This window comes from Paenarthrobacter sp. NPDC090522 (genome assembly GCF_044769225.1).
Taxonomy (GTDB): domain Bacteria; phylum Actinomycetota; class Actinomycetes; order Actinomycetales; family Micrococcaceae; genus Arthrobacter.
Genome location: NZ_JBIVXL010000005.1, coordinates 250,297 through 268,294, shown reverse-complemented (window position 1 = coordinate 268,294; position 17,998 = coordinate 250,297). Strand labels below are relative to the sequence as shown.

Here is a 17,998-nt window from a genome sequence, read left to right as displayed (position 1 = left end):
CACCGAAAGGAACACCATGACCACCTGGCTCATCACAGGCTGCTCCACCGGACTTGGCCGGGCACTGGCCCGCGCCGTCCTCGCCCAAGGCGATAACGCCGTCGTGACCGCCCGCAGCACCGAGCCGCTTCAGGAGCTCACCGCGGAATTCCCGACGACGGCCCTCGCCGTGGCACTCGACGTCACCGTGCAGTCGCAGGTGGACGCCGCCGTGCAGCAGGCCGAGGAGCGTTTTGGCGGGGTGGACGTCCTGGTCAACAACGCAGGGTACGGCTACCGTGCCGCCGTGGAGGAAGGCGACGACGCCGGGGTGCGGGCCCTGTTCGACACCAACGTTTTTGGACCCGTCGCCATGATCAAGGGCGTCCTGCCCGGCATGCGGTCCCGGCGCTCCGGCGCAATCGTGAACATCTCCTCGATCGGCGCCCGCATCTGCCCTCCCGGCTCGGGCTACTACTCGGCCACCAAGGCAGCCCTGGAAGGCATCTCCGGGTCGCTGCAGAAGGAACTTGCTCCACTGGGGATCTCGGTGACCGCCGTGGAACCGGGCGGGTTCCGCACGGACTTCGCGGGACGTTCCCTGACCCAATCTGCCGTCGCGATTGACGACTATGCCGAGACCGCCGGCAAGCGCCGCAAGGAGAACGACACCGTCCATGGCACCCAGCCCGGCGACCCGGACAAGGCCGCCCAGCTGATCATCGATGCTGTTGAGGCTCCCGAAACGCCCGCATTCCTCCTCTTGGGGGCCGACGCGGTGTACGCCTACAACGCCGTGGAGGAAGCCATGCGCGCACAGGTTGACGGCTGGCGGGAGCGCAGCGAAAGCACAGGTTACACAGAGTAAAGAGGAGCGTGTAATCGGTCACACTTGTGGCGTTTGGCTTGTCATTGAGGGTCCGCAGCATGAACCATGATGGAGGGAACCCGTTCCCATCCAAGCTGAATCAGCAACCTCACCGACGAGGATGCGGCCCCGGGCGAAGAGGCTTGGGGCTGTCAAACAGCCTGAGCGAAAGTACTGACAATGACGACACATACTGACTCCATCACGCTGAAAATCTGGGATAACACGGCCATCGACCACACCATCGATGCCGCAATCCGGGACCTCACACCCCGCGCCACCGCAGAAAACTGCGGGATCGCCGTGACGCTCAGCGGACCGAAAACCTTCACCGTCAGCCTGGCCCGCTAAAGCAGCCCCAGCAGACAAAAGCGGACGACGCCGGTACCCACCGGCGTCGTCCGCTGTCGTTTAAGCGCGGGTGCCCGGGGCGCGAGTTTGGGGCGGGGCTGTGAGCGCGGGCGCGGCTGTGGGCGCGGGCGCGGCTGTGGGCGCGGCTGTGGGCTCGGCTGTGGGCAAGCGCGGGTGCCGACTTCGCGGGAAGCGTGTCCAAGCCCCCGCAAGTTTCCGAACTCGCCGGCATGCTTCCCGCGACGTCGTGCCAAAGCCCACGCAAGTTTCCGAACTCGCCGGCATGCTTCCCGCGAAGTCGCGCCAAAGCCCCGCTACTTTCCCGCGAACCCGCTGGCGCACTGGTGCGTTTGGTGCACAGTTCGTGATGCCGGCAGTGCAAATTTGCAGAAAAGCTTGAGTATTTCTTGATCCTTTGGCGGGTCGCTTCTTGTGTTGGCCTTGGAAATCTAAGGGTGTCAGCACGCCAGGATGAACGACAAGGACCGCCATGTGCACGCAAACCCTGCAGGCAGCAAGGCCGGACACGGACGCCGAGCTGCGCCACGGTGCCCACCGCGCCGCCGGCGGAGTGGTCACGGTCCTGGTCCCGGCACACAACGAGTCAGCCGGCATCACCGAAACCTTGGTCTCGCTGGGAAACCAGACCCGGCGACCGGACCGCGTGATCGTGGTGGCGGACAACTGCACCGACGACACGGAGGAACTCGCGCTTGCCCAGGGCGTCGAGGTTCTCCGCACCGTTGGGAACAAGGACAAGAAGGCAGGCGCCCTCAACTACGCCCTCAGCACCCTGCTCCCGGACGCTGATCCCGAGGATCTGATCCTGGTGCAGGACGCCGATTCGCAGCTGGCCCTTGACTTCATCGAGAACGCCACGGCGAACCTCCTCAAGGATGAACTGCTCGGGGCAGTCGGAGGCGTCTTCAGCGGCGGACCCGGCGGCGGCTTCGTTGGACACCTCCAGCGCAACGAATACGCCCGCTATGCCCGCGATGTGAAGCGCCTCCACGGCAAGTGCCTGGTGGTGACCGGAACGGCAGCGCTGTTCCGCGTCAAGACCCTGCGCGACGTTGTCTCCGCTCGTCTGGAAGGCACCCTCCCTCCCGGCAATGGCAAGGGCGGCGTGTACGACACCTCCGTGCTCACGGAGGACAACGAGCTCTCCTTTGCCTTGCTGACGCTCGGGTACCGCATCGCTTCGCCGTCAAACTGCACGCTGGTCACCGAGGTCATGCCCACGTGGCGGGAACTGTGGGCCCAGCGCCTCCGCTGGAAGCGCGGCGCCGTGGAGAACTGCGTGCAGTACGGCTGGACCAAGGTGACCCGCGCCTACTGGGGGCGGCAATTCCTGTCCATGATCGGCGTCGTAGTTACCGCCACCTACTTCGGTTCCATCATCTTTGCACTAGCCACCGGAATGGGCCTGAACCTGCAGCCATTCTGGGTTGCCGTCACCGGCATCTTTGTTTTGGAACGCATCATCACGGTGCGCTTCAGGGGCTGGAGGTACATGCTTCTGGCCACCACCATGTACGAAACCGTCATCGACATCTTCCTGCAGGCCGTTCACGCCAAGGCGTACCTGGATGCAGCATTCAACCGCAAGAAAGTTTGGTAAAGACTCATGTACAACAACCCCGCAGGTCCCGCAGCCGGTGCATTCGTTGGCGCCACAGGATCCGGAACGCTTGCTATGACCGGTGCAGGCGATCTGTTCTGGTTCGCCCTCGCAGCCTTCGCCATGCTGGCGCTGGGCCTGGCCATCAAGCGGATCGTCCCGGTCCGTGCGGAGAAGAAGGCCTGAGCATAGAGGTCCAACAAGCCCAGCAAGCCTGCCGTTGTGTCGGATGCCCCCAGCGCGACACAAAGACGGGCTTGCTGCCTGCCGTGGCCTCAGCTCACCGCCGCCGTACTCGCGGAGTACTTGGCCACGGTGGTGCAGCCGGCCTTGCTTCCGGTGACGCGGACCATCATGGTGTCCGCCTGGTCGGCGGCAACCAGCGTGTAGGTCTTGGCCGTGGCACCCGTAATGGCGACGCCGGACCGATACCACTGATAGGTGAGCGTGGTTCCCGTAGTCCACGTACCCGTGTTGGCCGTCAGGGTGGATCCGACGGTCAGCGTTCCGGAGATCGTCGGCGTGGGAGCTGCCAGTGTGCCCGCCACAACGGTTGCCGTTTGGGCGGATTCCTTGGTGGTGGTGGCGTAGCCGCTCTTGGTCCCGGTCACACGGACCGTCAGCTTGGTGCCTTGGTCTGCTGCCGCGAGGACGTAGTTGGAGGCCGTGGCACCGGAAATGGCCGCGCCGTTCCTGTACCACTGATAGGCCAGGCTGGTTCCGGCGGTCCAGGTTCCCGCGTTGGCAGTCAGGGTGCTGCCCACGGCTGCCGTTCCGCTGATGGTAGGCGTGGGAGCGGTCAGCGGGATGCCGGCAACGAAGGAGAAGTCGCGGATGGTGACGGACTCCGGAGCGACGTGGGCCGCATCGCCGCCACCTCCGCCGGTGACCCAGAGGTTGAAGTGGATCTGTTCCTTGGCGGGAACCGGAACGGTGGATCCTTGGAGGACTGTACGCTTCAGCAGCGTTCCGCTCGCATTCACCCCGGCGAACGTCTCAAAGGTAATCTTGCCCGGTTCCCACACCATGCGGTGGGTCAGGATCGGGGCGTTCGTTGTGTCGAAGTTGATGGTGTTGTTGCCCTGGCCAGGCGGCTTGGTGGCGTCGAACCAATATCCGTGCCCCTGGGTCACCGGCCAGTTCTGCCCGTAGGCCGAGCCACCGCCCCAGGCGGACGCTTCGCAAAGGTCAATCTCTGTGTATCCCGGAACTGCGTTGGGGTCATAGGTGAAAAGGCAGCCCCACACCACTTCCTTCTGCAGGGAGCTGACGTCCTTCTCAACAGTGGTGCTGTAGGTGCCGTAGCCGAAGCCTTCGCGGGTGGACTGGAACTCGGCGCCCACAGGTGCGGATCCCGTTGGATTCGTGATGGACAGTTTCACGTACCCGTTGGCGTCGGGGTTGCTGACGTTGTTGGCATCCCAGGATCCGTTGTACATGGGAGCCCCGCCCCAGAAACGCTTCTGCCAGTTAAAGCCTTCCCATGCGAAGCTGCCCACCGGTCCGGGATCTTCCGCAACCACTGCTGCCTTCGTTGCCGCTTGTGCCGATCCGATTCCTGCAAACATGGACAGCCCCACCGCCACGGTGAGGGCCAGGCCCATTACTTTTCTTCCCCCAGATGGAAGGAGCCTTACTGACTTGGACATAGCTGTAGCCTCCAATTGATGCGCCCAGAAAGACCTCCGACAATCACCGGAGGTCCGCGGCGACGTTCCACCCCCACGAGTAACGTCACTTCCGATGATTATGAAGTAGACAGGTACCTTCGGGAAGACGACTGGTAAACCAATTTCATCGTTACGCCATCGAGTGGATGTGCTGGCCGTTGCCTGGGGTAACGTTGGCTTGTCTGTCCGCACTTGGTTCCGGGAGGGCAAATCAGCATTCGAAGCGCAGGAATTCTCCTTTACCGGCACTCCCCCGTGGGCGGGCTGGAGCTCTGGATTGCCCACATGGGTGGCCCGTTCTGGGCACGCAAGGATCAACACGCCTGGTCCCTTCCCAAAGGAGAATTTCCCGAGGATGAAGACCCTTTGGTGGCTGCGCGCCGCGAGTTCACGGAGGAGATCGGCACTGCACCGCCCGCCGTCGAGTACCACCTGCTCGGCGTGTTCAAGCAGCCCTCAGGAAAGCTGATCACGGCCTACACGGCTCGGGCCGATTCGTTTCAGCCGGACCACATAGTCAGCAACACGTTCCCCATGGAATGGCCCAAGGGCTCCGGTTCCATCAAGGAATTCCCGGAGATTGACGATGCCCGGTGGGTGGATGAAGCCACGGCACGGACCAAGCTGGTCAAAGGGCAACTGCCGATCGTCGATGCGCTGGTGGAGCACCTGGCCGGAGCCTGAGCACAGCCCAGATGAATGGCTCACTGGAGGCCTCTTGGAACGACAGGACCTCTCAGATCAGCTTCATTTCCTGTGCGAGCGCTGATAGCTCATCGGCTGCGGCTTTCTGGGCTACAGCAGCAATGCCTTTGTACTCAAGCAAAGATTCAGCTTCCACCAGCCACCTGGAATCACTTTCTCTCCCCTTTACCTGACCGCTCGTGAGTAGGCCGAGTATGTGTGAGCTGGAGACGGTGAGCATTTCAGCCGCCTGTTGCACTGTCAGTTCCGCGTCCATGTCCAAGACGGTACAACACCGGCAAGACGACGCAATCGCATATGCCATGGAGACCACCACAAACCGCAGGCGCGTGGCGTCGGTCGACCACCTAGACGCTCGCTGCGACCACCTATTTTTTGGGAAAACAGCCGTTTTCGGTCCCGTAAACGCCAAAATCACCACCTAGACAAAATTTTTTGCCACCTAGACGAGATTTTCTAGGGCAAGCTCTCCCTTTGAAAGCACAACAGACATTGGGGGCTTAATTCATGGTTAGTACTGTCTCGTGAGTGGGGATTTCACGGCGGTGTGTTCGCCTTCCGGGGGTGGCGGGTCCGGGATTGATGTTGCCGCGTTGCCGCCGCTACCAGATCCCGATGTGCTGGACACCCATGTGGCGGACATGCTCGCCTCGGGGGCGGCGTTCCATAACGGTGTCCGGGACGCAGCCCGACACTGGTCCGGGCTCGAGGAGTTCTATAGGACCCCTGACGCCGCACAGGTCCTCGGCGCGTTCACCCCGATCGTGGCACGGTCCCAACGTGTCGCTGACCTTGCCTCCATGGCGGCGAAGACTCTGTACGCCTACGCGGACCGGGCCAGGGATTTCAAGACCCGGATCAATCGTTTGCGGGCCGAGGTCCAAGCCTTGGACGCGGTCATCCTGGCCAACGATGACTGGCACTCCAAAGCCCACATCGTCGACACCCACCAGCAAGTTATGGACGCGGCCAGTGCCCTGGCCCAAGCCATCCTTGACTCGGACGCCCAGTGCGCGACAGACATCTCCCGGTTGACCGGCGGCCCGGGCTACACCGCCTCGCACGTCCCTCGCGTCAAAGCGTTTGCCTCCACGGACCAGCTCTCCAACAGCTTCACTTGGCTGCAACACCAGCTCGGCACGGATGCGGCCTTGCCGGATTTGCCGTGGGGGAAGCAAGTCTCCATCCGCCACGAGGGCTTCCTTTCAGGCATGCAGGGGTTCGGCACCGCAGCCGTGGGCGCCGCCCAGGGCCTTTACACGCTTGCGGCGACCAAGGACAAGAACGAACAACTCCGGGCTTGGCATGGAATCGGAGCGCTCGGGCAGGCTGTGTTCACCACGAAAGCCGTGATCGACCGCGGCTTCACGGACGTGACCGAGCAAGACATCAACGCGCTCCTCACCACAGTCGACGCGATCAAGGACACCATCCATGCAGAGGAATGGGGAACCGACCCTTGGCGGGCGGGCGGACAAACCGTGTTCGACCTTGCTTCAATGGCCGCCGGCGGTTCAGGAATTGGAGCGGAAGCAGGAACCATGGCGGCGAAGCTGGGGCTGGCGGCCGAAAAGCTAAGCATCGCGGCGATGGACCACCCTGGCCTTGTCAGATTCTCGGAAACTCTGACAGATGTCGCAAACGGATTGCATAACGCTGGACTTTTTCTCGACAAACCAGGATCGACACTCCTCAAGCTGTCGGATGTGGCCATGCCGGAAACCACTGCAAGAGCCCTCGACGGTCTCACCCGGACAAGAATCAATGCTTGGAAAATGCTCGACAAGGCAACAAACGCCTCTGCGGATCTTTTCGAGGGCGCTCAACGGACCGCCGCCGACGGCATGGAGCGGTTCGTCGACACATTGCGCCAAGCAGATGCAGCACTTCCCCAAGCCGTCCAAACGGATCCCAGCGGGGCCCTGATGCGTACCGCTGGCTCCGGCGGCGCGGCGCCCGAATGGCTCGATGCCAAAGCCACGGCACTCCGCGAGCATAGCCAGCCATCGGCGCCTCCGCGACCAGATACCGGCAACCCGCTACCTCTCCCGATACCAGTTACGCCCGATGCTTTCCCTGTACGGAATAACATCGCCCACAGATTCTTATTGAGGCACGGAGACGCCTTCTTCCCAGTCAGCCGCAAGGATAACTTTGCAGCGAGAACCAGCCTGCATCCCAACAGCGAGTACATCATTGACCACCGCACAAAGACCACGGACGACGGCGGCAAACACACAGTGGATACCCTGGAAAAGTTCTTCACGGACGGGACAGGTCGAGTTGATCGGGTTGACACCTACGCCGGTGTAAAGGGTGCATGGTCCACCGAATTGAACAAGAGGATGCCCAACGTCACATATAACGTTGTGGCCAAGTGCGATGGAGGGCTGGAGAACCACTTCACTTACATCACCGATGATTTCGCGAAACCAGTCAGCGTAGAAGCTCATATCACCGGCCTCCTCAGAGGGGACATGAACCGCAGCGCCTGGCAGCAGTTCCTGTCCGGACGACGAGTCGGCGGCCCCGACTACGAAGGCGGGCACCTGATAGCTTCGCTCTTCGCAGGGCCTGGCGAAGGTGCGAATCTCTTGGCCCAGCTCATGTTCCAAAACAGGGGATACGGAACCCCCAACGTTGGACCTGGCGCCATGGCCTTCTACCAACTGGAACGGGAACTGATGACCAAGGCCCTCGTGCGGGTGGACAACGGTCTGCCCCTTGACCTCCGCATCAAAGTAGAAGCCATTCCGGGGCCAAAACCAGGGCTGCCGGAGTCCCTAAGGGTGTTGCATGCATTCGACAGAGGCAGTTTCCTAAAGAACTTCTTCCCAAACCTCATGAAATCTGAATAGAAAGGATGGATCCAATGGACGGCAAGATCATTGACAGCGAGCTGATCAGGACGGGACTTGCTGAACTCCAGAGGCATGGGTTCTCTGAGGCAGGTATCGGTTACGGAGCTCAAGAGATAGTGAGTACTTCAGTCGTTACGATCGGTCATCACAGCCGTTTCGACGATATCCTCAAAGACGGAGAATGGGTGGATACATCGTTTAGGAAAGATTTTCCCGCAGCACTCCTTGACTATTGGCTTATGGAAGTCCGGGAAGAACTCTATGTTCCCGGCAAAGGAGCATGGAAAACCTTTAGGATATTTCTTTACCCATCGAAACCAGGTCGGCTAGAGGTGTTCGATCGGGAGATCCTCACGAAAGGCCTCTTCGGTGATCCTGCAGATCCCGTGACACCAGCCTCGGGAGAAGTTCTCAAGTGGGATCTCATCGCTTTCCCCAGAACCGTCGACAACATTCCCGACTGGATGTGGACCGTGTTCCGCGCAGAAGACATCATACCGCCGTTCTACAACCCCGCCGCGAAAACCGTCATTTGGGACAACAAACGCCTCCCCGTCACCGACAAAGGCACTGATATCACCCTGAAACCCACCATCATCGATCCGTCCAAAGAACCCGGATTCTGGACAAACCTCAGCAAGAAAATACTGGGCAAATAGACATCAAAGCAGCCGGGTGGACAACGACCTGCCCCTCGATCTGCGCGTCAAAGTAGAGTCCATTCCAGGACCAAAACCTGAACTGCGGGAGCGATTTAGTGTCGCCGCGGCTTCGAGTCCAAAGCATCACATAATAAGGATTTTAACTATGCCGTTGCCACTAGCCTTGAATGCTTCTCGATGACCGTGCCTCGAATTTTATCAGGTTCACTTGTGCATGAAGGTCTTAAGCGCTTGACCGCGGAGACCTTCGCAATTGGAGGCCTCGGCTTTGGCGCCGAGGAGGTAGTGAGTACCTCGGTCCTGCACAAAGCATGGTCATCGCGGTTCGAAGATGTTAGACGAAATGGTAATTGGGGTGCACGCGCGTTTTCCGTGGACTTCAACCATCAGTCCATGGACGGATGGCTTGACAACGTACGCACCGCATCTTATGTCCCAGGGGTCGGAACATGGACGAGCTGCAGGGTCTACCTCTACCCCGATGCCGAAGGAAGGCTTGAAGTCTTCGATGGTGAGATCCTCCAACCAGACTCGGAAACAGTCATTCCGGACCGGCCCGCCGACGCAATGACGTTATCCCTGGATCTCATCGCGTATCCCCGAACCGTCGACAACATCCCCGACTGGATGTGGACCGTGTTCCGAGCAGAGAACGTCATACCGCCCTTCTATAACCCGGAGGCGAAAACGGTCGTTTGGGACAACAAACGCCTTCCTGTCGGCGAAAACGGCACAGACCTGACCCTGACACCCACCATCGTGGACCCATCCAAAGAGCCCGGCTTTTGGACGACCCTCAGCAAGAAGATCTTCGGCAAATAGAAGCCGGCCGGGGTCAAAACCTACCCGCTCTTCCTCGCGATGAACTCCCGGATCCAGTCGATGGTCCCGGGGTGGTCCAGGTGAAGGCCGTGCCCCGCGCCGGGTACACGCACCAGCACCGAGCCGGGGATGTGCTTCCGGAGGAGAACAGCGTTGGCCAAGGGCGTGAGCGGGTCCTCGGTTCCGTGGAGGATCAGCGTCGGGGCTTGGATGGAGCCGAGTTCGCTCCACGCATCATGGTCACGGCTCGCCTTGAAGTGCCGCGCCTTGGCCCAAGCCGACGCCCGGGACGTGAAGAAGGTGCGCACGGCCTCCGGATGGTCCGCAGCCCAGGCGGCATCAAAAAAGAGTGGAGCCAGTCGTGACAGATCCCCGCTGACCAGGGCTTCCATAGCATTAGGAGAAGCCCGCAAGGCTGGATCCGCTGAGCGCCCGCCACTCGTCGCGGCTAGTATCAAGGTCCGCACCCGGGACGGGTAGTCGATGGCCAGCCACTGTCCGATCCGGCCGCCCATGGAATGCCCATAAACATGGGCGGACGAAACCCCGGCAGCATCCAGCACCGCAGCGGCATCCTCGGCAAGCAAACGGGTGGTGTAGCGCCCGGCCTCCCCTCGGCCACTGCGTCCAATCCCCCGGTGATCGAAGCGGATGACGCGGAAAGAGCGGGACAGCAGCTCCGCCGTCGGGCCCCAACCGTCCATGGCCGTCGCCTGTCCGGCGATCAACAGCATGGGTTCGCCGGAGCCTGATTCGGTCCAGGCAAGTTCGGTACCGTCGCCGGCCGCAGCAAAGTTCACCGTGACACTGTAACTTTGCTGCGGCCTGCCAAACCCCCGAACGCGAACAACGTCACACAGCGGCAACCGTACGTGGGCCGATATCGAAGCCCGGGCCGCCAGGGACGGAATCGATCAAGCGGCGCGTGTAAGGATGCTGCGGATTCCCGTAGACGGCATCCACCTCGCCGGACTCCACCACCTCGCCGTGGAACAGGACCAGGATTTCGTCGCTGACGTGGTGCACCACATCGAGGTCATGCGAGATGAAGGCCATGGTCAGGTCCAGCTCCTTCCGGAGCCGGCCGATCAGGTTCAGGATCTCGGCCTGCACGGAGAGGTCCAGCGCGGAAGTGATCTCGTCGGCAATGATGAGCTTGGGTTGCACAGCCAAGGCACGGGCAATAGCGATGCGCTGCCGCTGGCCGCCGGAGAACTCGTGAGGATAGCGTTCGGCAACGTCGGGATCCAAACGGATTGTCGAGAGCCAATAGGAGATCTTCTCCCGGTGTTCTCTGGGGTTGGCCCGCAGGGGATCGATGGCCTCGGCGAGGGTCTGGCCGATGGTCCGCCGGGGGTTCAGGGACGAATACGGGTCCTGCGGGACCATCTGGACTGCCCGGCGCATGCGCCGGCGTTCAGCCCCGGACATCCTGGTTACGTCGTGGCCGGAGAATGAAATCACACCGCCGCTGGGCTTCACCAGACCCACGATCGCCTTGGCCATGGTGGATTTGCCGGAGCCCGATTCTCCAACGATTCCAAGGGTCTTGCCGGGCTGGATGCTCGCGCTGACGCCCTTCAGAACCGTGGCAGCAGAGCGGCCGGAGCCGAACGTAACCCGCACGTCGGTCAATTCCAGAACTGGCTGGTCTGTGCTCATTTGGCAACCTCCTTGGTATCACTGCCGGTTTCGTCCACAACCTCGTCCATGGTGAAGTCCGTTGCCCGCACGGTGATGAGTTCGGCCTTGCGTTCGGCAATGGACGGCGTCGCCGCCAGCAGGGCCTTGGTGTAGGGATGTTTGACCTTGCCTGCCGCGAGTTCCTCCCCCGTGAGGCGCTCCAGGATCTTGCCGCCGTTCATGACGATGACCTTGTCGCACAGTGCCTGCACCACCCCGATGTCGTGCGAGATGAACAACATGGCGGTCCCCATTTCCCGGTTGATGGTGCGGAACTGGCGGAGCACGTCAGCCTGGACCGTCACGTCCAGGGCGGTGGTGGGTTCGTCGGCAATGATGAGCCGCGGGTCCGTGACCAGCGTTGACGCGATCATGGCCCGCTGCAGCATCCCGCCGGACAGTTCGTGCGGGTGCTGCTTCATGCGCTTTTCCGGCTGGGTGATCCGGATGTCGGCGAGTGCCCTGACCATGCGGCCGAACGCGGTATTGCGCGACTGGCCCAGGTGGACCCGACTGACTTCGGTCAGCTGGGATCCGATGCGCAACGCAGGGTTGAAGCTCGTTCCGGGGTCCTGGTACACCAGCCCAATGGAGGTGGCCAGCTCACGCGGGTTGTTCTTCTTCAGGAGATTCAAGTCCCCCAGGCGCATGGTCTTGGCGTTGACGCCGAGCTCCTCGGGCAACAGCCCCGCGATGGACATCGCCGTCAGGGACTTTCCGGATCCGGACTCGCCAACCAGTCCCACTACTTCGCCCGCGTGGATGCTGAGCGAAACGCCTTTCACCAAGGGAATGCCCGACGGCGTGGTGACAGTCAGGTTGTCCACCTCAACAAGCGCTTCGGCATCGGCACGCGAGGAGGCGGGAATCTCGGATGCCTTGCGGAGGCTGCCGAACTTGCGGCCACCCCGGGGATCGGTAGCTGCGGCGAGGCCGTCACCGATGAGCATGGCTGACAGGCCGGTGATGGTGATCATGATGGACGGCATCACGGCCTGCAGGGGCTGCGAATAGATATTGACCAGGGCCTCGTTGAGGAGGCGGCCGAAGTCGTACTCGGGGTTCTGCACGCCGAGGCCTATGAAGGACAGGCTGGAGAGGTCGATCAACGTTGTTGCGAAAACTGTTGCCGTGAGGACCAGGAGGGGCTCGGCCATGTTCGGCAGCAGGTGCCGGGTGATGATGTGCGGACCGGAGACCCCCAGGAGCCGGGCGGTGGAGACGTAGTTGCGTTGCGAGATCGAGGCCGCCATGTTCGCCGTCAGGCGCGCGAAGGCCGGGACGCTCGCAATGGAGATGGCCAGCACGGCAGACCACGTTCCTTGGCCCAGGATGGCGGCAATCAACAACGAAAAGATGAGGCTCGGGTACGCAACGGCAGCTTCGATGACCCGGAGGACCGCGGAACGGATGCGACGCGGCGCCAACCAAACTGCGGTACCAATCGCGATACCGGCGACGACGGCAATCGCCGTGGTTGCCGCCGTCATGAGCAGGGTGAGCCGGGCAGCAACCAAGGACCGGGCCAGGACATCGCGGCCGAAGTCGTCCGTGCCGAGCCAGTGCTCGGCACTGGGCCCTTGGGATGCCTGCGGGGTCAGTTTCTCGGCGGCAACCGTGAGGAACATCGGGGCGATGAGGGCCGTGAGGACCATAACGGACATCAACACGATGCCCACGATGAGTCCCGTGGTCCAGCGGAACCGTCGGCGGGGACGGGCGGTCTCAGCCATTGGACTTTCCTCCAAGGGTGCGGGGGTCGATGAGACCAAGGATGACGTCCACCAGCAGGTTGAGCACGATGGCCAGGAAGCCAAGGACCAGGATGATGCCCTGGATGACCGGGTAATCCTTGTTGACGATTGCCGTGACGATTTCGCGCCCCAGGCCGGGCCAGTTGAAGACGTTCTCCACGATGATCGCCCCGCCGAGCATGCCTGCCAGGATCAGTCCGGCCAAGGTGAGTGCCGTGGTGAGGAGGTTGGGCAGGGCGTGCCGTGCGTAGAGCCGCAGCGCAGGCAAGCGCCAGCCCCGGCCGGTGCGCAGGTAGTCCTGCTCCAGCACGGTGGACGTCTCGCGGCGGACCACGCGGGCAATCGAGCAGATCGGTGCGATGGAGAGACCGATCACGGGCAGGATCAGCGAGGTCAGCGAGGCCGCACCGGCTGCCGGAAGGACCTTGAGCATGATGGCGAAGACCACCACCAGCATGGTGGAGACCACGTATTGCGGGACCGCCTGGAAGAAACCCGTGAGCATCCCGAAGGACACGTCCAGCCATTTCTTGCGGCCGCCGCGGGTCAGGATGCCCACCAGCATGCCCACCGGAACCGAGACCAGCAGCACCAGAAGGATGCCCAGCAACGCGATCTCGGCTGTGAACGGCAACTTGGTGGCGATGATCTGCGAAACCGAGGTGCTGTAGGCGAAGGATTCGCCGAGGTCCCCGGTGAACAGCCCGCCAACATAGTGGATGAACTGGATGTAGAGCGGATCGTTGAGGCCGAGGCTGTTGCGGATGGCCTCGATCTGTTCGGTGGTTGCGTCTGCTCCCGCCACGGCCACTGCCGGATCGCCCGGGATGAGCGGAACCATGAAGAAGGTCACGACGACGAGCAGGGCTACGGAGAGCAGGACACCGCCGGCGCGGCGAAGGGCGTAGTCGGCCCACGGAGACAGGCTCAGGGCCCTGCCCCGGGGGCCTTCGGCGGCCCCCGGGGTTTGGCTCTCAAGGATCTGGACTTCCTTGGAGAGCATGGTTGGTTCAGTCATCGTGAAGCCTTTGCTTATTTGGTGATGCGCAGGGTGGCGTAGTCGACAATCCCGGACGGTGCCTGGATGGAGAATCCGGAGCGCTGGGCGACGATCTGCGGTTCACCCACGAACGGAACAATGTCGTTGTCGCTGAGGATGCTCTTCTGGGCCTTGGTGTAGGCATCGCAACGGGCTGATTCGTCCGTGGCCGCCTGGGCCGTGGCGATGTCCGCCAGGATGTCCGCGTTCTCGCCACCGCCGATGTTGCGGCCGCCCTTTTCCGTGGGAACACCGGCAATGCGGGTCAGGGAGGCTGCCACGGTTCCTACGAAGTTGGCATCACCCTGCACGGTCAGGTCCCAGGTCTCCGGCTTGGTCTGGGTCATGGTGGCCCAGGTTCCGTTGTCCACAAGCTGCAGGTCGACAGTTGCACCGGCGGCGCGGAGTGCTTCCTGGACGTAAGTGCTGCCTGCACCGTTCGGTCCGATGCTGGTGGTGCCCACCATTTTGAAGGTCCTCCCCGAAAGCACTGCCTTGGCCGCGGCAGCGTCTTCCTTGGTGAGGCTCGAGTTATCCGGCAGAACGCAAGGCACCGTAGGTGCAACGATCGAGTTGTAAGTGATGCCCTTGCCCGCGTAAGCGGCAGCGTTGAAAGCCTGCTGGTTCATCAGCTGGGCCACGGCCTTGCGGAGTGCGGGGTCGGTAAAGGGGCTTCCTTCGCGCTGGTTGAACAGAAGGAAGATGCCGGCAAAAGGCACCGACGTGACGGCGTAATCCTTGTTGCCTTCGAAGCGCTGCACGTCTGCCGGAGCGATGTCCGAGACGTCCATTTCACCGGTGAGGAGCTGGTTGGCCACCGTGGTCTTGTTGACGCCGGGGAAGAACCGCACGGTCTTGGCCGGAACACCTTCCAACGGCTTGGAGTACTGCGGCCATGCTTTGTAGTCCTCGCGGAGCGTCATGTCGTAGCTGACGCCATGGCTGGCCTTGGTCAGCGTGTACGGACCGGAGAACGCACCCTTGACGGCGCCCTTGGCCAGTCCATCCAGGTCAGCGAGGCCGGCCGGGCAGATGATGCCTGTCTGCGCCAAGGTCAGGCCGCCGATCAGCTCCGACCACGGCTGCGCAAGCTTGATGTCCACTGTGCCGGCAGCGTCGTCGCCGGTAATCACCGGCTGGCCGGGACCGAAGACGAGCTTGCCGAAGTTGTTCTTGGTGGCGGGATCCGCGAAGTAGCTGAGGGACTTCGCCACGATGGTGGGAGTTATGGGGGTACCGTCCGAGCACGTTGCGTCCTTGCGGATGGTCAACGTGGCGTTGGTGGCAGTGGATTTCCACTCAGTGGCCAGTCCGCCGATGAACTTCCCGTCAGCGTCCCTGCGGACCACGGTGTCGTACAGGAACCGGGCTACCTCGTAGTCGTCCTTGGCGTTGGCCTTGGCAGCGTTGAAGGTAGTGGGATCTGCGTTGAGGGCGGTCCGGATGGTGTCCGTGGACATCGCCCCGCCGGGGGCGTTTCCTGAGGATGCCTGGCCGCCCGTGGTGCAGCCTGTCATAAAGAACGCGGCCGCCGTGAGGGATGCCGCTGCGGCCATGAAAGTGGAACGTCCTTGCATAAGGGGTGAACCTCCTGGTCGCCTTCAGGGCTGCCTGGCCGCGGCGGATGCGATGCGCCGGGGAGTGCCGAAACCCGAAGGATTGAACTGCGATAAGTTTCGCGAATGAGAAGAGATTCACACATTGACCGAACGAAGTCAACGCTTTTTTGTGAGTTACCCCACAAGAGACCTGCGCCACGCCGAGGATTTACAGGCCGGAAACATCCAGGGCTTGACGGGGTGGAGAAAAAACGCGAAACTTTTCTCATATGTGATTGGCGTCTCAAGGCGGCCAACCCCAACAACCCCGGATCAACCCAAAGGTGGAACACATGGCAACGACTCTCGAGCTCACAGTCCGCAAGGCACAGTGGACCCGTCCGCCGCGGGAACTGGTCCGCGCTTTCGAAGAATTCCCCGTCGCCAACATCGGTGACGCGATGGAGCGCCTCGGACTGGTGGACGGCAACATCAACCCCGTGTGGGCAGGTGCCAAGTGCGTTGGTTCGGCACTTACGGTCCTCGGCGCGGCAGGCGACAACGCCGCAGTCATCGAATCCCTCAACTACATCGAGCCCGGCGACGTGGTGGTCATTAACGGATTCGGCCACGAGCACCGCGCACTGGTGGGCGAACAACTCTCACAGCGCTTCGAGGCAGCCGGTGCCACGGGTGCAGTGATCGACGGCTACATCCGGGACCGTGCCACCATCACGGACATCAAGTTCCCGGTCTTCGCACGCGGCACCACCCCCGCCGGACCGTTCAAGAACGGCCCCGGCGTCATCGGCGAACCGGTGGCCATCGGCGGCATTGTGTGCGCCGCCGGTGACATCGTCGCCGCAGACGATGACGGCGTCGTCATCATCCCCCAGGCCCGCGCCGCGGAAATCCTGGAGCTGGTCAAGGCTGTCGCGGTCCACGAGGCCGAAATGACCGCCGAGATTACCCGCGAATACAGCTAACTCCTTCTCCCCTCCCCAACAGCGGGACCTAAACTGAGAGAACCACCAATGTCTAGTTCATCGACGGAATCAGTGGAACTGAACACCGCACAGGTAAAGGTCGTCACAGCCGACGGCAAGATGGTGCGCAAGGCGACGATCGCCGGCACCATGGGCTCCTTCGTGGAGTGGTACGACTACGGCATTTACGGGCTCCTGACCACGTACCTTGCCATCAACATCATGGGTTCCAAGGACCTCGGGTCCCTGCTGCTGACCAACGTCGGCTTCCTCGTCAGCTTCCTGGCCCGCCCCTTCGGAAGCGTTATCTGCGGCTATCTGGGCGACAAGCTGGGACGCAAGAACCTGCTGTCCATGCTGCTGCTCCTCATCTCCGGCGCCACTGCCTGCATCGGCCTCATCCCGTCGTCGTCGGTCATTGGCTGGGCGGCCCCTGCGTTGCTGATCCTCTTCCGCATCCTGCAGGGCTTCTCCGCAGGCGGCGAAGTGGCGGGCGCCATGGCGTTCGTTGGGGAGTATGCGCACAACAAGCACCGCAACTACTCCATGAGCTTCATCGCCGTGGGTTCCTTCTGCGCCCTGCTGTTCGGCAGTGCCTTCTCCGCAACGCTGATCACCACCCTCGGCGACGCCACCATGGAATCCTGGGCCTGGCGGATCCCGTTCCTGTTCGCACTTCCGCTCGGCTACGTGGGCTACTACATCCGTTCCAAGATGGAAGACACCCCGCACTTCGCGGCACTCCGCGAACGCAACGAAGTAGAGCGCAACCCCCTGCGCGCGGTCTTCACCTCCAAGCGCCACCTGAAGGCCATCGCCCTGACCATCTTCCTGCCGGCGTTGAACGGTCCCGGCTACTACCTGCTGTTCGCCTACATGCCTACGTACCTGAAGACCCAACTGGGCTCCGGCAACAACTTCTCCATGGTCCAGGCATTGCTGGTGACGGCCGTCAGCCTGGTTGCCATCATCATCTCCATCCCGCTGATGGCCCGCCTCTCGGACCGCATCGGACGCAAGCCGGTGCTGGCACTGTCTGCAGTCCTCATGGCCCTCGTCTCCTACCCGATGTTCGCCATGATCACCACCGGAAATATGGGCCTGGCCTGCATCGCCACCATCGTGATGGCCATCGCGTTCTCCGGCCACGCCGCCGTGGTCCACACGGTCCTGACGGAAATGTTCCCCACCACCGTCCGTTACAGCGCCTACAGCATCGGCTTCAGCCTCAGCACCATCATCTTCGGTGGCAGCGCTCCCCTGATCATGACCGAGATCATCAAGGCCACCAGCAACAGCATGGTCCCGGCCTACGCCTCGATCGGAACGGCCATTATCACCCTGGTTTCAGTGTTCTTCCTCAAGGAAACCAAGGGACAGCCGCTGGCCACCCACTAACAAAACCCCGTACGACGGCGGCCTGCCGCCATTGCTGCCAGGCCGCCGTCGTTGGACCATA

Annotated in this window: 17 protein-coding genes; 10 read left to right on the top strand and 7 right to left on the bottom strand. The window is 62.2% G+C overall.

Going from position 1 to position 17,998, the window contains the following annotated elements:
* Positions 1 to 16: 16 nt before the first annotated feature.
* The 4 genes from ACIQT2_RS08630 (at position 17) to ACIQT2_RS08615 (ending at position 3,005) form a co-directional block, all read left to right on the top strand.
* A complete protein-coding gene (locus ACIQT2_RS08630) occupies positions 17 to 847 on the top strand; it encodes an oxidoreductase (protein ID WP_402945519.1) in 831 nt (276 codons plus the stop codon).
* A gap of 180 nt (positions 848 to 1,027) precedes the next feature.
* Complete coding sequence (locus ACIQT2_RS08625) at positions 1,028 to 1,198, top strand: hypothetical protein (protein WP_397323390.1); 171 nt, start codon at positions 1,028 to 1,030, stop codon at positions 1,196 to 1,198.
* Positions 1,199 to 1,688: 490 nt separating this feature from the next.
* Complete coding sequence (locus ACIQT2_RS08620) at positions 1,689 to 2,819, top strand: glycosyltransferase family 2 protein (RefSeq protein ID WP_402945516.1); 1,131 nt, start codon at positions 1,689 to 1,691, stop codon at positions 2,817 to 2,819.
* Positions 2,820 to 2,825: 6 nt separating this feature from the next.
* A complete protein-coding gene (locus ACIQT2_RS08615) occupies positions 2,826 to 3,005 on the top strand; it encodes a hypothetical protein (protein WP_211713326.1) in 180 nt (59 codons plus the stop codon).
* A gap of 89 nt (positions 3,006 to 3,094) precedes the next feature.
* Here ACIQT2_RS08615 and ACIQT2_RS08610 read toward each other — a convergent pair whose 3' ends face one another.
* Complete coding sequence (locus ACIQT2_RS08610; RefSeq protein WP_402945513.1) at positions 3,095 to 4,423, bottom strand: hypothetical protein; 1,329 nt, start codon at positions 4,421 to 4,423, stop codon at positions 3,095 to 3,097.
* 276 nt (positions 4,424 to 4,699) lie between these two features.
* On the opposite strand from ACIQT2_RS08610, the gene ACIQT2_RS08605 reads away from it, so the two are divergent.
* Positions 4,700 to 5,173, top strand: a complete 474-nt coding sequence (locus tag ACIQT2_RS08605; RefSeq protein ID WP_402945648.1) for an NUDIX domain-containing protein — start codon at positions 4,700 to 4,702, stop codon at positions 5,171 to 5,173.
* A 52-nt stretch (positions 5,174 to 5,225) separates the two neighbouring features.
* Here ACIQT2_RS08605 and ACIQT2_RS08600 read toward each other — a convergent pair whose 3' ends face one another.
* The gene (locus ACIQT2_RS08600; RefSeq protein WP_402945511.1) at positions 5,226 to 5,450 is read right to left on the bottom strand and encodes a hypothetical protein; all 225 of its coding nucleotides are present in this window, start codon (positions 5,448 to 5,450) and stop codon (positions 5,226 to 5,228) included.
* 268 nt (positions 5,451 to 5,718) lie between these two features.
* On the opposite strand from ACIQT2_RS08600, the gene ACIQT2_RS08595 reads away from it, so the two are divergent.
* From ACIQT2_RS08595 to ACIQT2_RS08585, 3 genes are all read left to right on the top strand, one after another.
* Positions 5,719 to 8,052: a DNA/RNA non-specific endonuclease gene (locus ACIQT2_RS08595; RefSeq protein WP_402945509.1), complete on the top strand. Its 2,334-nt coding sequence runs from the start codon at positions 5,719 to 5,721 to the stop codon at positions 8,050 to 8,052.
* 14 nt (positions 8,053 to 8,066) lie between these two features.
* A complete protein-coding gene (locus ACIQT2_RS08590; protein WP_402945507.1) occupies positions 8,067 to 8,714 on the top strand; it encodes a hypothetical protein in 648 nt (215 codons plus the stop codon).
* Positions 8,715 to 8,948: 234 nt separating this feature from the next.
* Positions 8,949 to 9,539, top strand: coding sequence for a hypothetical protein (locus tag ACIQT2_RS08585; protein WP_402945504.1), 591 nt, complete (start codon positions 8,949 to 8,951; stop codon positions 9,537 to 9,539).
* Between the two features lie 20 nt (positions 9,540 to 9,559).
* Here the strand turns inward: ACIQT2_RS08585 and ACIQT2_RS08580 are convergent, their stop codons facing one another.
* The 5 genes from ACIQT2_RS08580 to ACIQT2_RS08560 are packed head-to-tail and all read right to left on the bottom strand — an operon-like array spanning position 9,560 to position 15,571.
* The gene (locus tag ACIQT2_RS08580; protein ID WP_402945502.1) at positions 9,560 to 10,339 is read right to left on the bottom strand and encodes an alpha/beta fold hydrolase; all 780 of its coding nucleotides are present in this window, start codon (positions 10,337 to 10,339) and stop codon (positions 9,560 to 9,562) included.
* 52 nt (positions 10,340 to 10,391) lie between these two features.
* On the bottom strand, positions 10,392 to 11,201 hold the full coding sequence (locus tag ACIQT2_RS08575) for an ATP-binding cassette domain-containing protein (protein ID WP_402945500.1): 810 nt from the start codon (positions 11,199 to 11,201) through the stop codon (positions 10,392 to 10,394).
* The gene (locus ACIQT2_RS08570) at positions 11,198 to 12,955 is read right to left on the bottom strand and encodes a dipeptide/oligopeptide/nickel ABC transporter permease/ATP-binding protein (RefSeq protein ID WP_402945497.1); all 1,758 of its coding nucleotides are present in this window, start codon (positions 12,953 to 12,955) and stop codon (positions 11,198 to 11,200) included. Before ACIQT2_RS08570 ends, ACIQT2_RS08575 begins: the two co-directional genes overlap by 4 nt.
* Entirely contained in the window at positions 12,948 to 13,994 is a 1,047-nt protein-coding gene (locus tag ACIQT2_RS08565; RefSeq protein WP_400336406.1) for an ABC transporter permease, read from the bottom strand. Before ACIQT2_RS08565 ends, ACIQT2_RS08570 begins: the two co-directional genes overlap by 8 nt.
* 14 nt (positions 13,995 to 14,008) lie before the next feature.
* Positions 14,009 to 15,571, bottom strand: a complete 1,563-nt coding sequence (locus ACIQT2_RS08560; protein WP_402945494.1) for an ABC transporter substrate-binding protein — start codon at positions 15,569 to 15,571, stop codon at positions 14,009 to 14,011.
* 335 nt (positions 15,572 to 15,906) lie between these two features.
* Here ACIQT2_RS08560 and ACIQT2_RS08555 point away from each other — a divergent pair, with 335 nt between their 5' ends.
* Both ACIQT2_RS08555 and ACIQT2_RS08550 read left to right on the top strand, forming a co-directional pair.
* Positions 15,907 to 16,539: an RraA family protein gene (locus tag ACIQT2_RS08555; protein WP_400272580.1), complete on the top strand. Its 633-nt coding sequence runs from the start codon at positions 15,907 to 15,909 to the stop codon at positions 16,537 to 16,539.
* A 48-nt stretch (positions 16,540 to 16,587) separates the two neighbouring features.
* Positions 16,588 to 17,937: an MFS transporter gene (locus ACIQT2_RS08550; RefSeq protein WP_397323403.1), complete on the top strand. Its 1,350-nt coding sequence runs from the start codon at positions 16,588 to 16,590 to the stop codon at positions 17,935 to 17,937.
* Positions 17,938 to 17,998 lie beyond the last annotated feature (61 nt).

Coding starts and splice junctions, on each gene's coding strand:
- ACIQT2_RS08630 (WP_402945519.1), top strand. CDS start 17: ATGACCACCTGGCTCATCACAGGCTGCTCCACCGGACTTGGCCGGGCA.
- ACIQT2_RS08625 (WP_397323390.1), top strand. CDS start 1,028: ATGACGACACATACTGACTCCATCACGCTGAAAATCTGGGATAACACG.
- ACIQT2_RS08620 (WP_402945516.1), top strand. CDS start 1,689: ATGTGCACGCAAACCCTGCAGGCAGCAAGGCCGGACACGGACGCCGAG.
- ACIQT2_RS08615 (WP_211713326.1), top strand. CDS start 2,826: ATGTACAACAACCCCGCAGGTCCCGCAGCCGGTGCATTCGTTGGCGCC.
- ACIQT2_RS08610 (WP_402945513.1), bottom strand. CDS start 4,423: ATGGGCCTGGCCCTCACCGTGGCGGTGGGGCTGTCCATGTTTGCAGGA.
- ACIQT2_RS08600 (WP_402945511.1), bottom strand. CDS start 5,450: ATGGACGCGGAACTGACAGTGCAACAGGCGGCTGAAATGCTCACCGTC.
- ACIQT2_RS08590 (WP_402945507.1), top strand. CDS start 8,067: ATGGACGGCAAGATCATTGACAGCGAGCTGATCAGGACGGGACTTGCT.
- ACIQT2_RS08575 (WP_402945500.1), bottom strand. CDS start 11,201: ATGAGCACAGACCAGCCAGTTCTGGAATTGACCGACGTGCGGGTTACG.
- ACIQT2_RS08570 (WP_402945497.1), bottom strand. CDS start 12,955: ATGGCTGAGACCGCCCGTCCCCGCCGACGGTTCCGCTGGACCACGGGA.
- ACIQT2_RS08565 (WP_400336406.1), bottom strand. CDS start 13,994: ATGACTGAACCAACCATGCTCTCCAAGGAAGTCCAGATCCTTGAGAGC.
- ACIQT2_RS08560 (WP_402945494.1), bottom strand. CDS start 15,571: ATGGCCGCAGCGGCATCCCTCACGGCGGCCGCGTTCTTTATGACAGGC.
- ACIQT2_RS08555 (WP_400272580.1), top strand. CDS start 15,907: ATGGCAACGACTCTCGAGCTCACAGTCCGCAAGGCACAGTGGACCCGT.
- ACIQT2_RS08550 (WP_397323403.1), top strand. CDS start 16,588: ATGTCTAGTTCATCGACGGAATCAGTGGAACTGAACACCGCACAGGTA.